General features: G+C 69.6%; 13 protein-coding genes and 1 tRNA gene. 12 read left to right on the forward strand and 2 right to left on the reverse strand.

All coding sequences use genetic code 11. From position 1 onward, the window contains the following. Nucleotides 1-6: 6 nt before the first annotated feature. Nucleotides 7-468 carry an Hsp20/alpha crystallin family protein gene (locus MX659_RS02095; RefSeq protein ID WP_267191827.1) on the reverse strand — a complete coding sequence of 154 codons (462 nt, stop codon included), beginning with the start codon at nt 466-468 and terminating at the stop codon, nt 7-9. A 146-nt stretch (nt 469-614) separates the two neighbouring features. On the opposite strand from MX659_RS02095, the gene pyk reads away from it, so the two are divergent. From pyk to yedF, 11 genes are all read left to right on the forward strand, one after another. Beyond that, nucleotides 615-2,015: a pyruvate kinase gene (pyk, locus tag MX659_RS02100; protein WP_267191828.1), complete on the forward strand. Its 1,401-nt coding sequence runs from the start codon at nt 615-617 to the stop codon at nt 2,013-2,015. Between the two features lie 126 nt (nt 2,016-2,141). Beyond that, entirely contained in the window at nt 2,142-2,657 is a 516-nt protein-coding gene (locus MX659_RS02105) for an FtsB family cell division protein (RefSeq protein ID WP_267191829.1), read from the forward strand. Beyond that, on the forward strand, nt 2,654-3,178 hold the full coding sequence (locus tag MX659_RS02110) for a DUF501 domain-containing protein (protein WP_267191830.1): 525 nt from the start codon (nt 2,654-2,656) through the stop codon (nt 3,176-3,178). Before MX659_RS02105 ends, MX659_RS02110 begins: the two co-directional genes overlap by 4 nt. Further along, nucleotides 3,168-4,151 carry a Ppx/GppA phosphatase family protein gene (locus MX659_RS02115; RefSeq protein ID WP_267191831.1) on the forward strand — a complete coding sequence of 328 codons (984 nt, stop codon included), beginning with the start codon at nt 3,168-3,170 and terminating at the stop codon, nt 4,149-4,151. The genes MX659_RS02110 and MX659_RS02115 overlap by 11 nt, the downstream gene beginning before the upstream one ends. Before the next feature lies 1 nt (nt 4,152). Continuing rightward, nucleotides 4,153-4,239: transfer RNA gene (locus MX659_RS02120), tRNA-Leu, on the forward strand. A gap of 31 nt (nt 4,240-4,270) precedes the next feature. Continuing rightward, nucleotides 4,271-4,975: a cobalamin B12-binding domain-containing protein gene (locus MX659_RS02125; RefSeq protein WP_267191832.1), complete on the forward strand. Its 705-nt coding sequence runs from the start codon at nt 4,271-4,273 to the stop codon at nt 4,973-4,975. Continuing rightward, complete coding sequence (locus MX659_RS02130) at nt 4,975-6,132, forward strand: tetratricopeptide repeat protein (protein WP_267191833.1); 1,158 nt, start codon at nt 4,975-4,977, stop codon at nt 6,130-6,132. Before MX659_RS02125 ends, MX659_RS02130 begins: the two co-directional genes overlap by 1 nt. Further along, entirely contained in the window at nt 6,129-8,027 is a 1,899-nt protein-coding gene (locus MX659_RS02135; protein WP_267191834.1) for a cellulase family glycosylhydrolase, read from the forward strand. Before MX659_RS02130 ends, MX659_RS02135 begins: the two co-directional genes overlap by 4 nt. A gap of 9 nt (nt 8,028-8,036) precedes the next feature. Then, nucleotides 8,037-9,392, forward strand: coding sequence for a GGDEF domain-containing phosphodiesterase (locus MX659_RS02140; RefSeq protein ID WP_267191835.1), 1,356 nt, complete (start codon nt 8,037-8,039; stop codon nt 9,390-9,392). 156 nt (nt 9,393-9,548) lie between these two features. Further along, on the forward strand, nt 9,549-10,577 hold the full coding sequence (gene selD / locus MX659_RS02145; protein WP_267191836.1) for a selenide, water dikinase SelD: 1,029 nt from the start codon (nt 9,549-9,551) through the stop codon (nt 10,575-10,577). Nucleotides 10,578-10,603: 26 nt separating this feature from the next. Then, a complete protein-coding gene (gene yedF / locus MX659_RS02150) occupies nt 10,604-10,942 on the forward strand; it encodes a sulfurtransferase-like selenium metabolism protein YedF (RefSeq protein ID WP_267191837.1) in 339 nt (112 codons plus the stop codon). 85 nt (nt 10,943-11,027) lie between these two features. On the opposite strand, the gene MX659_RS02155 is transcribed toward yedF, so the two are convergent. Continuing rightward, nucleotides 11,028-12,293, reverse strand: a complete 1,266-nt coding sequence (locus tag MX659_RS02155; RefSeq protein WP_267191838.1) for a 4Fe-4S binding protein — start codon at nt 12,291-12,293, stop codon at nt 11,028-11,030. 132 nt (nt 12,294-12,425) lie between these two features. Between MX659_RS02155 and selA the strand changes: the two genes are divergently transcribed. Next, entirely contained in the window at nt 12,426-13,817 is a 1,392-nt protein-coding gene (gene selA / locus MX659_RS02160; RefSeq protein ID WP_267191839.1) for an L-seryl-tRNA(Sec) selenium transferase, read from the forward strand. Nucleotides 13,818-13,825: the final 8 nt, after the last annotated feature.

Below are 13,825 nucleotides of genomic sequence, written 5' to 3' on the forward strand. Positions count from 1 at the left end.
GTATGGCTACTTCTTCTTGCCTTCGCCCAGCGCGATCTTGTGGGTCTTGGGCTTGAGCGCCGCCATCGCCTTCGGGATGTGGACCTCGAGCACGCCGTCCTTGTAGTCGGCCGTGATCTTGTCGGGCTCCACGCCCTCAGGCAGCGCCAGCGAGCGCTCGAACGCGCCGTAGCTCCGCTCCCGGATGAGCCAGCCCTCTTCGCTCTTCTCGGTCTCCGCCTTGCGCTCGCCCTTGATGGTGAGCACGCCGTCGGTGACCTCGACGGAGATGTCGTCCTTGCTCATGCCCGGAAGCTCCGCGTAGACGACCATGTCGTCGCCGGTCGACTTGACGTCGATCCGGGGCATCCACGCGATCTCGGAGGCGCTCTCAGGCAGCCGCCCCAGACCCAGCCGGCCGAACAGCCGGTCCATCTCACGCTGGATGCTCATGAGCTCGCCAAAGGGATCCCACCGAACGATTGCCATCGCCATCACCTCCCAAATCTAAGTGTCTGCGTATCAGATTGTCTGAGCGGTATCTTATATACCACCTTTCACGCGTTCTAAACACGCGCGCGCCCAAAACGGGTACGAGCAACTCGAGACGCTGGAACACAGGGAGGCGCCAGGCGATGTCACGGACGAAGATCGTCGCGACCGTCGGACCTGCAAGCGAGGACCCCTCGGTCCTGCGTCGCATGATCGCCGCGGGGGCGAGCGTCGTGCGGCTGAACGCATCGCACGGCACCCGCGATGACCTCGTCCGCCGCCTGCGTACCGTGCGCGAGATCGCCTCCGACGCAGGCCGGCACGTCGCGGTCATGCTCGACTTAGGAGGTCCGAAGCTGCGGATCGGGGAGGTCGCTCAAGGCGTCGTCCTTGAGCGCGGGGCGCGGTTCGAACTTGTGGCCGAGCAGTGCGTGGGCGACCGGCAGCGCGCGTGCGTGACGCACCCCGAGGTCATCGCCGACATCCCGCCCGGCGCTCGCGTGCTCATCGACGACGGGCGCGTGGAGCTCCAGGTGGAGAGCCGCGACGGATCGCGGCTCGTGACGGTCGTCGTCACGGGAGGTCCGCTCTCGTCCCACAAGGGCGTGAACGTGCCCGGAGTGCGACTCTCGCTCGACGCCATCACCGCGAAGGATCGCGAGGACCTCGCGTGGGGCCTGGACGCCGGCGTCGACTTCGTCGCACAGTCGTTCGTGCGCGGCCCCGACGATGTCGAGGCGCTGCGCGCGCTCATGGGCGGGTCGGCCGTCCCCATCGTTGCCAAGGTCGAGAAGCACGAGGCCGTGGAGCGGCTCGAAGCGATCGTCGAGGCCGCAGACGCGGTGATGGTCGCGCGGGGCGACCTCGGGGTGGAGACCGCCACGGAGCAGGTGCCGCTCATCCAGCGGCGGGTGGTCGCGCTCGCGCGCGAGCACGGCAAGCCGGTGATCGTGGCGACCCAGATGCTCGAGTCGATGGTCTCATCGCCGCGTCCGACCAGGGCCGAGGCCTCCGATGTCGCCAACGCGATCTTCGAGCAGGCCGACGCAGTGATGCTCTCGGCCGAGACCGCCGTCGGGGCGTACCCGGTCGAAGCCGTCGAGACGATGGCGCGGATCGCTGAGGCAGCAGAACGCGAGGTCGAAGCGTGCGGCACGGAAGCCCCGCCGCGTGCCGGGCGCTCGGACGTTGCTCGCGCGGTGAGCGCGGCAGCGTGCGAGATCGCGCGCGTGCTCGACCTGGCGGCGATCGTCACGGCGACGCAGTCGGGTGCGACGGCGCGTGCGGTGGCGGCGCACCGGCCGAAGACGCCTATCGTGGCGGCCACCCCCGACGAGCGCGTCGCGCGCCGGGTCGCGCTCGTGTGGGGCGTGGAGCCCCTCGTGGTGCCGCAGCATGGCAGCATCGACGAGATGCTGGCGCACGCGATCGACGCGGTGCGCAAGGCCGGTTTCGCACGGGAAGGCGAGCTCGTCGCGCTCACTGCCGGCGTGGCGGTGGGAGTGCCGGGGACGACGAACCTGGTCCAGGTCACCCAGGTGTGAACGGCACCGAGATACCTTCGCCTCGACTTGAGGTTCACCCTCTGGCGACGGTTCGTGGTATGATGCCCGCGAGCGCAGGGATGTGCGCTCCATCCGCCGGCCTTGACGCAGCACGAAGACGGAAGCATGGCCACAGCACGCGCGACGAAGACTCGGGCTCGAGCGGACGCGGCGAAGCGCTCCTCCAAAGCGAGGGCGTCGTCAGCGTCTGCCCGTCGCGCACCCTCTCGGAAGCCCGCGAAGCGGTCCCGGCGCGCATCGACGGCCGAGCGTCGGATAGCGACGGCGATCCTTGCGCTCACGCTCGTGCTCGCAGCGTGGATGCTCTATCCGGTGATGCGCCTCGAGTATCAGCAGCAGCGCCAGAAGCAGACGCTCGAGCAGCGGCTCGCGGCCCTCAAAGAGCGCAACGAGCAGCTGCGCGAGAAGGCGCAACGGCTGCAGACCCCCGAAGGCGTCGAGGAGGTCGCTCGCGAGAGCCTCGGGCTTGCCCGCCCTGGCGAGCAGGTGTACATCGTCACCGAAGGCGAGCCGACGGCGGCGCCGGCCCCGGACGTCTCCGCGCAGACGCGGAGCATCCAGGCGACCGACACCTCCGCGCTCACGGCGATCCTCGATCTCATCTTCGGTGTGAAGCGATGAGCGAGAGCGGGGACGACGCACCGCGTCGCGATGACGCGGGGGTCGTGACGTGGCAGCTTGGAAGACGGCCGCGAGGCCGGTGGCGCGTGGCCGCGCGATGCCGGTACGGCTTTCCGCAGGCGATCGAGACAGAACCGGTGCTCCCGGGAGGCGAGCCGTTCCCGACGCTGTACTATCTCACCTGCCCGTACCTCGTCGAGGCCGCGAGCGCAGCGGAGTCAGAAGGCGAGCTCGCGAGATTCGACGCGCGAGCAAGTACAGATGCGGCGTTCGCGGCCCGCATGCGGGAGGCCCACGAGGAGGTCGTCTCCAGACGGGCGGCGGCAGCACGCGGGAGCGATCCGTGCGGCGGCGTGGGTGCGGCCGGCCAGCGCGATCCGCTCGCCACGAAGTGCCTGCACGCCCGGATCGCCACGGCGCTTGCAGGGATCGGCGATCCGGTGGGGGAAGCGATGATCGAGCGCGTCGGCGCGGCATGCGGCGATGCGCGGTGCGACGGGAGGAGCCACGATGGACGGTGAGGCGAGCGTTCGGCTTGCCGTGATCGACATGGGGACGGTGACGACGCGGCTGCTCGTCGCGGACCTCGGCCCCGACGGTCTTCGCGAGGTGGTCCGGCGTTCGAGGATCACGCACCTCGGCGACGGGTGGACCGGCACCGGCCGGCTGTCGAGCGAGGCGATCGCGCGCGTGGCCGCGGCAGCAGCGGAGTACGCCGGCGAGGCCCACGCGCTCGGAGCCGAGGAGGTCGTCGCACTCGCCACGAGCGCAGCCAGGGACGCCGCGAACGCAGACGAGCTCGCAGACGCGCTCGCGCGCTCAGGCATCGAGCTCGAGGTCGTCTCCGGCGACCGCGAGGCCGCGCTCACGTTCGCGGGCGCCACCTACGCGCTCGGCGGCGACGGGACCCTCGTCGTCGACGTGGGCGGCGGCTCGACCGAGCTCGTGCTTGGCTCATCGTCGGCCGCAGACGGTGCGCCAAACGTCGTCGCCGCACGGTCGATCGACGTCGGCTCGAAGCGCATCACCGAGCTCTTCTTGCACAGCGACCCGCCTGCGCCGCGGGAGATCGAGCACGCGCAGACCTACGTCACGGACGAACTACGGCCGTTCTTCGCGACGCTCAAGGAGCGGCCGCGACGTATGATCTCCGTCGCGGGCACCGCCACCTCGCTCGCCGCGATCGACATGTCGCTCGACCCGTACGACCCCGAGCGCGTCCACGGCTACGCGCTTTCCGGGGCCGCGATCTCCGACGCGCTCGAGAGGCTCGCATCGATGACGCTCGCTGAGCGCAAGCAGGTGGTCGGCCTCGAGCCTGACCGCGCGAGCGTGATCGTGGCCGGGGCGCTCATCTTGCAGACCGCGCTCGCGCTCTCCGGCCTCGATTCGACGCTGGTGAGCGAGCACGATATCCTCTATGGGGCAGCGCTCGACCGGTATGCGTCGCGTGTCGGCCGGCCGGCCGGCGGCGCGAACGGCGAGCGCGGGTGACGGCGGCGTATCCGAACTGGTACAGGAGGGGGCCTTAAAAGCCTCTGGCCGAAAGGCCGTGTGGGTTCGACTCCCACCGCCGCTACCAGGACTGACCGCGGGACCGCGAGGCGGCCCGCGTGGCGTGCGGGGCAAGGCGAGACGACGCGAAGGAGGTCGAGCGGGTGCCAGACGGCGAGATCGAGCGCCTGTACCGCGCATTCGTCGAGACCGACCCGGCGACGGCCATCCGCGTCGTGGAGCAGGTCCGTTCTTCGGGCGTGGCGCAGGCCGAGCTGTTCGACGCGCTGTACGTCCCCGCGCTGGCGATGCTCGGGGACGCCTGGGCTCGCCGTGAGATCGATGAGCTCTCGTTCACGCAGGCCGCGGTGGTCGCAGAGCAGGTCTCCTCGTTCGTGATGCCGCCGCTGGCGCGGCCCGACACCGGCGTCAGCGTGGTGCTCGGCGTGATGCACCGCGACCACCACAGCGTGATGAAGAACATCATCGCTGGCGCCCTGAAGGAGGCCGGGTACCGGGTGTTCGACCTCGGCATCGACGTGCGCGCCTCGGACTTCTTGGAGCGCGTCGAAGAGACCGGGGCCCGCGTGGTCGTCGCGTTCGCCGAGATGCTCGCCACCGCGCGGGCCGTCGCCGGCGTGCGCGACCTGCTCGACGCCGAAGGCCGCTCAGAGGTGGTGCTGCTCGTGTGCGGCGGGCCGTTCGCCGCGGACCCGTCGCTCGCGCGCAGCGTCGGCGCGAACGGCGTCATCTCGAGCGCGCAAGGGGCGCTCGACGTGCTCGAGCGCGTGCGCCGCGACCTGCTCGAGAAGGAGGCCGGCTGATGCCGCGTTCGCAGCAGGCCGTGATCGCGGAAGGGCTTGCGCGGCAGGGAAGGGTCGCCGAGGCCGTGGCCGCGTGCTACGAGGCGCTCGCCATCGACGACCGCGATCCGGCGACGCACGCGCTCATCGCGGAGCTCATGCTCGGCGAGGACTTCTACGACGAGGCGATCGCGGCAGCCACGCAGGCTATCGAGCTTGACCCTGACTGCAGCCCGGCCTATCTCGCGCTCGGGCTCGCGTACGACCGGCGCGGCGGCATGTGGGACCAGTCGGTCCTCGTATGGCACGAGTTGGCAGAGGTCGTACCTGACCTCGTCATAGCGCACGTGCAGCTTGGGGAGGCGTTCGCCGCGGCCGCCTTCGACGAGGAGGCGCGGGACAGCTGGAAACGCGCCCTCGAACTGGATCCGCACCAGTCGCGGGCGCACTACAACCTCGCGATCGACGCGCTCAAGCGCGAGGGCATGACCACTGCGCTCCCGCTCATCCGCACCGCAGGCGCGCTCGATCCGAGCCAAGACGCGCTGTTCTTCTCGCTCACCGGGCTTCCGGCGCGCGAGCCGTTTGGCGACGTCGCGGCGGACGCGCCTCGCGAGGTCCGCTACGCCGAGGCGGTGGCGCTGGCGCGCGCGGAGGACTTCTTCGGCGCCGTGGACGTGGTGCGCGGCCTGTTGGACGAGGCCCCCGACGACGCGAAGGCGCTCGCGCTGGCGGGGTTCTGCTACCTCAAGCAGGAAGCGACGAACGAGGCGATGGCGTGCGCCGTGCGCGCGCTTGCGCTCGCCCCGGACATGACCGAGGGGATGTACGTGCTCGGCACGACCTACGCGCAACGGCCCGGCCTGGCCAAGCACGCGGCGCGCGTCTTCTTGGCGCTCGCGAAAGCATCGCCTGCCGAGCCGCTCGCGCACGTCCTGCTTGCCGAGGCGCTGCTCGGGCTGCAACGCTACCGCCAGGCACGTGCGGCGTACGCGGCGGCCGTCGCGCTCGACCCCTCGTGCGTGCGCGCGCGGTTCGGGCTGGCGGCGGTGCTGTTCTCGGAAGGCAGCTACGCCGAGGCGCAGTGGCACATCCGCCGGGCGGCGTACTACGACACCAAGCGGCTCGGAGTCTTCTGGGACCTCTTCGACCGCTACGTCGAAGGAGGTGCTGCGTGAGCGGCGTGCCGCGCAACCCGGCCTTCCCGGTCGGCGTCGACCTCCACCCGTTGTCGGCAGAGCGCCTCTCGCCCGAGGACTGGTACGCAGAGGGCGTCGAGACGGACCTCGATGCGATCGCCCAGGCGGGTCTGTGGCTCGTGCGGCTGTTCGTGTCGTGGCGCTGCCTCGAGCCGCAGGTCGGGCAGTACGACGAGGAGATGTTCGACCGGCTGGACGCGGTCATCGGGCAGGCGAAGGCGCGCGGATTGAAGGTCGTCGTGTGCTTCTTCGCCGACGACAAGCTTGCCGAGCTGACCGAGGTGCCGTGGGGCAAGAAACGCGACGCGCGCACGGACGACTACCTCGTCCAGCGCGAGGTCTCGCTGGTGCAGCGCATCGTCAACCGCTACCGTACCGAGACGGCGGTCCACGCGTGGGACCTTGCGAACGAGGCGTTCTGCGCGGGGTTCTCGTCCGAGGAGGACCTCGAAGCGTGGGTGCGCACGCTTCGCGAAGCGATTCGCGAGGTCGACCCCGACCGGCCGATCTGGCTCGGCGTGGACGCGGAGACCTTCTTGAGGGAGACTGGCGTCGATGCCCGGCCGGCCATCGACTTCGCCGAGGCTGCGATGAGCCATCTCACCGGGCCGTACCGTGCGTACATCGCCGAAGGGCCGCTCACTTCAGGTCCGTCGACCTACGTGGATGGGTTCCTTGCGCGCAGCGCGCTCCGGGACCTTCCCGTGGTCGTAGACGGCGTCGGGGTGCATTCGCTGGACTTCTCGGCCGCTGAGGAAGCGGCGTACGTGCGCACAGCGCTCTTCTCCGCGCTCATGAACCGCGCGAGCGGCGTGCTCGTCCGCCGCTGGCGCGACGTCGATACGGAGCGCCGCGAACCGTACTTCCGCGACCCGTTCGAGGTGCTCGTCGGCCTCACTGACATTTCAGGGGCACCCAAGCCGGTCGTCCGTGAGGTGCGGGCGTTCGCTCGCGCCGTAGCCGCCATCGATTTCGGGGAGTTCTCGCTCGCTCCTGAGCGGGCGGCTGTCCTCGTCCCCTCGGAGCGCTATGAACCGCTGCCATCGTTGGCCGGGCTGTATGCGCCGCGAGCGTGTCTGCAGTCGTACATCGCGGCCAAAGAAGCGCACCTGCCGGTGGCCGTGACGCGCGAAGGAGACGAGATCGGCAGCTTTCAGGCGCTCATCGTGCCATCGGCGTTCAAGCTGGCGTCCGAGACCTGGCGGCGGCTGGCCGCGTTCGTGCAGGGCGGCGGTTCCCTGGTGCTGTCGTACGGTGGCGGCGACGCCGATCCTGCGGTGCGCGAGATCTTCGGCGTCGAGTTCCTGGGAGACCACGGACCCCGGCGACGCTTCTCGTGCAGGGTCGCGCAGCCGGGCGTGCTCGGCGCGATCGCGTCGTTCGACGCAGAGCAGCCGCTCCCGAGCTTCGCGCTCTTGGCGCCGAAAGACGCGCTGGTGGTGGCCACAGACGAGAACGGGAGTCCGCTCGCGACGGTCCGGCAGCACGGTCAGGGCCGCGCGGTGTTCCTCGCGACGCCGATCGAGCGGGCGATCGCGCAGGCCGACCCGTGGGCGACGCCCGCGCCGGTTCGGTCGTTCGTGCGGGAGGTCTACGGCTCGGTCGCGCGGGCAGCAGGTGCGGGCCCTGTCGTGGAGTGCGACGCGCCAGAGGTCGAAGTCGCGCACTTCCTCGGAGACGGACGCGACATCGTCGTGCTGTTGGTGCACAATGCTGTGCAGACGCGAGCCAGCCTCACCTTCGGGCGGACCGTCGCCGCTGTCGCGGACGTACGCGGAGGCGAGGAGGTCGAGGTGGGTGCGACGACGTTCGAGGTCCCGCTGCCGCCGAACGGAGCGGCCGCGTTGCAGGTCATCTACGCGAAGCAGGGGTGAGCGAACCTGATGTACGACAGGCACGATTTCCACGACTTCTTGCTCGAGTCATGGCTCGAGCTGCACGACCTGCTCGCTGAGCATCCCGAGGTCAAGCGTCTGCTCTTCGACCCCGTGACAGGGCTTCCGACGACGCCGCTTCTGTTCCCGCGCATCGAGTCGCTCCTGGAGGAGCGTGGCGAGATCTCGCTTCTGTGCCTGAATGTGGTGAAGTACTCGAAGATCGAGGAGATCTACGGCTGGAAGGTCTTCGACGAGGTGATGCGCGAGGTTGCGAGCACGCTCGAGCGCATCACGGGCGCTGAGCTTCGAGATTCCGACATCGTGGCCGAGCTCATGGTGTCGGGCAACGCCTTCGTGGTGCTGCTCTCGCCGCCGCGCACCACCCAGCACATGGAGCGCGATGCGCTGACGAGTCTGGCTCGCCGCGTGGAGGACCGCGTCCGGCGCGAACTCAAAGCGGTGCTCGATCCGGCGCTGTACGTGAAGTTCGGATGCTACGTCGGCGCCGCGACGGTGCGACGCGATCCGAAGCTTCGGATGGAGCGGCTCGTGCACGACGCGCTCGACCGCGCGCTCGCGCAGGCGGACGCGCGCGAAGCGCAAGACGCGGAGGAGCGCGGACGGCGCTTGAAGGAGATCATCGACACCGAGGCCGTCCGGACGCTCGTACACCCGGTGCTCCGGCTCAGCGACCTCTCCATTGTGGGCTACGAGGCGCTCTCGCGCGGCCCCGAAGCGACCGAGTTCGAGCGCCCCGACAAGCTGTTCAAGGCGGCGTACGATTCGGACATGGTGGTTCGGCTGGAGCGGTTGTGCCGCAAGCGCGCGCTCGAGGCCGCGAAAGGCCTGCCGGAGGGCAGGTTGATGTTCATCAACGTCGAGCCGGAAGCGGTCGCCGACCCGGAGCTCCGCGAGGTCGTGTTCGCATCGTTGCTCGCAGAGGCGGGGCTCCGGCCCGAACTGGTCGTGTTGGAGATCACCGAGCGTACAGCGATCGGCGACTTCTGCGCGTTCCGTTCGACGGTCGAGTACCTGCGGATGCTCGGGTTCTCAATCGCGATCGACGACGCCGGGGCCGGATACGGCTCGTTGCAGTGCCTTGCCGAGGTGAGGCCGCAGTGGGTCAAGATCGACATGTCGCTCGTGCGCGGCGTGGACTCCGACGAGATCCGCCGCCAACTGATAGAAAGCATGCACGCATTCGCGGCCAAGGTGGGCGTGAACCTCGTCGCCGAGGGCATCGAGACGCCTGAGGAGCTCGCCACGCTGCGCGAGATCGGCGTGGAGTACGGCCAGGGCTTCCTGTTCGCGCGGCCCTCCGAGCCGTTCCCGCAGGACAGCGAGGTCGCTCAGGGCCTGTAGGCTGCGCGGAGCGAGAGCGCCGCTGCTCTCGTGCCGTCCGTACGAACCGGTGCTGAGCACGCACTTCACGCGTACCACGACCGGCCGCTCTCGCTCGCTCAATCACGATGCGTTATGCTACGCATGAGTGCACTATGAGCCAGAACGGAGCGAGCAGTGGAGCCTGTCCGCTTGACGCAACTGTCCACGAAGTCCGGTTGAGCCGCCAAGTGGGGTCCGGGAGACCTCGCTGCGGTGCTCGAGAAGATGGCTCCGGGCAGCTCGGAGGACCTGATGGTCGGGTTCGAGACGTCCGACGACGCTGCCGTGTACCGGCTGGGCGATACCGCGGTGCTGCTCACGGTCGACTTCTTCACGCCGATGGTGGACGACCCGTACGACTTCGGGCGCATCACCGCGGCCAACGCACTTTCCGACATCTACGCGATGGGGGGCAGGCCGCTCACGGCAATGAACCTGCTCGCCATGCCGTGCTCGATCCCGGCGGAGATCACCGCGCGCGTGCTGCAAGGCGGCGCGGACAAGGTCCGGGAGGCCGGGGCGGTGATCGTCGGAGGCCACACCATCGATGACAAGGAGCCCAAGTACGGGCTGTCGCTGATGGGCGTCGTGGACCCCGGGAAGGTCGTGCGGAACGTCGGCGCGCGGCCCGGAGACGTGCTCGTGCTCACCAAGCGACTGGGCGTCGGCATTCTGAACACCGCGCTCAAGCAGGGGCTCGAGACCGAAGCGTCGCTCTCTGAGGTCATCGAGAGCATGGCGCACCTCAATGCGGCCGCTGCGGAGGCCATGCAAGAGGTCGGCGTGCACGCCGGCACCGACATCACCGGCTTCGGGCTGGCCGGCCACGCGCGGGAGATGGCGTTCGGCAGCGGCGTGGCGGTCGAGATCGAGCTCGCGAAGGTGCCCGTGTGGCCGGGCGTCGTCGAGTACGCGGGCCACGGCGTGCGTCCTGGCCGGACGGCCGACGTGCTCGCGTTTCTGGAGGAGTGGGTGGACTGGGGGCCTGCGGGCTTCGACTGGAAAGGCGTGCTTGCCGACCCCCAGACCTCGGGCGGGCTGCTCATGGCGGTGGAAGAGAGCAAGGCCGAAGCGCTGCTTTCGGCGCTGGCCGCGCGAGGCGAGGAGGCCGTCGCGGTCGGGCGGTGCATCGACGGGCGGCCAGGCGCCGTCCGCATCGTGTAGGCGATCCAGAGGCAGGAGGCGAAGCGATGGGCAAGGTCGTGTTCATCTGCACGGACAGGATCGGGCACGGGGACGAGGAGCTCGGGCGCAAGCTCGCGGCGTCGTTCCTGTACTCGCTCGCACGGACGGAGCCGAAGCCGACCGCGGTGCTGTTCATGAACGCGGGGGTCCGGCTGGCGTGCGAGGGCTCTCCTGCGCTCGACGACCTGCGGCTGCTCCAGGAAGATGGCGTTGCGATCAAGTCCTGCGGGACCTGCCTGGACTACTACGGGCTGATGGACAAGCTCGCCGTGGGCGAGGTCGGGAACATGAACGACACCGCAGCGACCTTCATGGGCGCAAGCGACGTCGTGACGATCGCGTAGCCGACACGCGCGGCTCCGACCACGGGAGGCGCTCGCGCGGCGGCGGGCGCCTCCCGGTATGTGTGGCGATAAGGAGCGGCCGCCCCTAGTGGCCTTCGATCTCGCCGGAGCCTGGCACGTACACAGCTGCAGCCGCCGGGTCTGTGAGGTACAGCTCCACGAACGCGCGCACGTCGCCTGGGTAGCAGCCGTACACGTCCTTCAGCTCCTTGAGCGGCCGGTCTTGCTCCGAGGCGGGGACGCCGTAGACGGCGGTGAACGCTTCGGCAGGCACGCCAGCGGCCTCGACGACCTCTGAGATCGTGGTCGAGCCCTTGATGAGCGAGACGTCGAAGGAGCCGGGCGCGACCGTGCCGGAGGCGGGCGCTTCGCGCTCCATCTCCTGCTTGAGCGTCGGTTGCGACCACTCGAAGGCGCCCGCGGCTGTCGCGCCGGCAATCAACGTAGCGAACAAACCCACAGAGAAGACGCTTGCCGTCACGGGCGTGAGCGAGCGCGTGCCGGAGCTGATGGCGAGCGTATCGGCCACCGGACACGCCGCGACGCACTCGCCGCAGTCGATGCACTCAGGGTTGGAGACGGTCGTTGCGGCAGACACGTTCACATTCATCGGGCACGCGCGGTCGCACGCCTTGCAGTCGATGCAGGTTTCTGCGTTGCGACGGACCTTGAAGATGCTGAACCGCGAGATCAGGGCGAGGAACGCGCCCATCGGGCACGCGTACTTGCAGAAGAATCGGTCGTAGAGCAAAGAGCCGACGAGCGAGACGACGAGCACGGCAAGGCCGACGCCGAACTCGGCCACGAGCTCCGGCGAGGTGAGGTGCTGGTAGGCGACCCACGGGTCGTAGGGCCGTATGGCCAGATCGGCGGTCGTCCAGGCGAGTCCGAGCGACGCGGCCAGCACGACGTACTTCAACAGACGCGCCGGCTTGTCGAGAGACGCCGGAACGCTCAGTCTGCGCCCGAAGATGCGTCTGCCAAGCCGCCCTGAGAGCTCTTGCAGGAAGCCGAGCGGGCAGATCCGCCCGCAGAACGCTCGCCGGAACACCAGCGCCACGGCGACGGTCGCGCCGAGCAAGAGCACGCTCGAAAGCGCGATGCGGCGCACGAGCGTGCCGCTGGAGATAAGGGACCAGAGCGTCTCGAGACCGCCGAACGGACACAGCGCGTCCACGCCCACGGGCCGACCGGCGCCGGCCCGCTGGTGGAGGATGCCGAGCGCAGTCACCATGGCCAGCACGGCGGCCAGCACCGCCCATCGGACGATTCGGGCCGTGCGGCGCGGTCCCTTCGCGGCGAGTATCGGGCGGTCGCCCGGGCTCACGGTCTTGTCGCGCGTGGTGGTCATGGTTCCTCCTCGTCGAGCGGGGTCACTTCGTGAGCAGGATAACGACTGCTCGCGTACGCAAGGTGTGCTGGGTGTGCAGAAATCGTGAAGGCGTGCGCTTGTCGCTGCCCGCTGCTCCGCTAGAATGACCTCATGGACATGCAGTCGCTTCTTCGAGCGCTCCCGAAAGTCGACCGCCTCTTGGAGCGCGACGACCTCAAGGCGCTGTGCGCGGTGCATCCGCGGGTGCTGGTGGCCGACGCGGTGCGCGAGACGCTCGACGAGCTCAGAGACGAGATCCGCGCAGGCGGCGAGCCCGATGTCTCCGAACACGCGGTCGCAGCGCGCGCCGCGATGCTGGCGGAGCGCATGGCGCGGCGGTCGCTCCGGCGGGTCGTCAACGCCACGGGCATCGTCGTCCACACGAACCTCGGCCGCTCGTGCCTCGCGAAGGCCGCCGTGGACGCGGTTGCGGAGGTCTCGGGTTCGTACTCCACGCTGGAGTACGACGTGGAGGCCGGCGAGCGCGGCAGCCGTCACGTGCACGTCGAGGAGCTCATCTGTCGGCTGACGGGTGCAGAGGCGGCGATGGCGGTCAACAACAACGCCGCCGCCGTGCTCCTATCGCTTGCCGGGCTCTCGCGCGGGAAGCGGGCCATCGTCAGCCGCGGGCAGCTCGTCGAGATCGGCGGGTCGTTCCGCGTCCCTGACGTGATGCGCGAGAGCGGTGCGGTGATGGTGGAAGTGGGCACCACGAACAAGACGCACCTGCGCGACTACGAGAACGCGATCACGCCCGACACGGGGCTGCTGCTCAAGGTGCACACCAGCAACTACCGCGTCGTCGGGTTCACCCAGGAGGTCTCCCTCGAAGAGCTCGTCGAGCTCGGCGCGCGGCACGGCGTCCCGGTGATGGAGGACCAAGGCTCGGGCGTGCTCGTGGACCTGCGCGAGTGGGGGCTGCCGTACGAGCCCACCATCGGCGAATCGGTTGCTGCGGGCGCAGACGTGGTGACGTGCTCGGGCGACAAGCTGCTCGGCGGCCCGCAGGCGGGAATCATCGCCGGGAAGTGGCACGTCGTGCAGGCGCTCAAGAAGCACCCGATGGCCCGCGCGGTGCGCCTCGACAAGATGACGCTCGCGGCGCTCGAGGTCACGCTCCGGCTGTACCTCGATCCGGAGCGTGCGCGGCGCGAGATCCCGACGCTTCGCATGCTGTCGGCACGTCTCGAGGAGATGCGCGAGCGCGCCGAAGCGCTGGCTGAGCGTGTCGCGCACGCGTGCGGCGATGCGTACGCGACTGGCACGGCCCCGGAGGTGTCGCGTGCAGGCGGCGGCGCCCTGCCGATGGCAGACATCCCGACCGTGGTCACGACCGTGGTTCCGTCTCGCATGAGCGTCGGCGAGCTCGAGGCGCGGCTGCGGTGCGGCGAACCGCCCATCATCACCCGCATCAGCGATGAGCGGCTGCTCATCGACCCGCGCACGCTGCTCGACGGCGACGAGGCCGCGATCGTCTCCGCGCTCGCGACGCTCGCCAGGTAGCGGCCGGC

Origin of the sequence: Parvivirga hydrogeniphila, from assembly GCF_023371205.1 — a bacterium.
In the GTDB taxonomy this organism is placed as follows: Bacteria; Actinomycetota; Coriobacteriia; order Anaerosomatales; family Anaerosomataceae; genus Parvivirga; species Parvivirga hydrogeniphila.

Coding starts and splice junctions, on each gene's coding strand:
- MX659_RS02095 (WP_267191827.1), bottom strand. CDS start 468: ATGGCAATCGTTCGGTGGGATCCCTTTGGCGAGCTCATGAGCATCCAG.
- pyk (WP_267191828.1), top strand. CDS start 615: ATGTCACGGACGAAGATCGTCGCGACCGTCGGACCTGCAAGCGAGGAC.
- MX659_RS02105 (WP_267191829.1), top strand. CDS start 2,142: ATGGCCACAGCACGCGCGACGAAGACTCGGGCTCGAGCGGACGCGGCG.
- MX659_RS02110 (WP_267191830.1), top strand. CDS start 2,654: ATGAGCGAGAGCGGGGACGACGCACCGCGTCGCGATGACGCGGGGGTC.
- MX659_RS02115 (WP_267191831.1), top strand. CDS start 3,168: ATGGACGGTGAGGCGAGCGTTCGGCTTGCCGTGATCGACATGGGGACG.
- MX659_RS02130 (WP_267191833.1), top strand. CDS start 4,975: ATGCCGCGTTCGCAGCAGGCCGTGATCGCGGAAGGGCTTGCGCGGCAG.
- MX659_RS02140 (WP_267191835.1), top strand. CDS start 8,037: ATGTACGACAGGCACGATTTCCACGACTTCTTGCTCGAGTCATGGCTC.
- yedF (WP_267191837.1), top strand. CDS start 10,604: ATGGGCAAGGTCGTGTTCATCTGCACGGACAGGATCGGGCACGGGGAC.
- MX659_RS02155 (WP_267191838.1), bottom strand. CDS start 12,293: ATGACCACCACGCGCGACAAGACCGTGAGCCCGGGCGACCGCCCGATA.
- selA (WP_267191839.1), top strand. CDS start 12,426: ATGGACATGCAGTCGCTTCTTCGAGCGCTCCCGAAAGTCGACCGCCTC.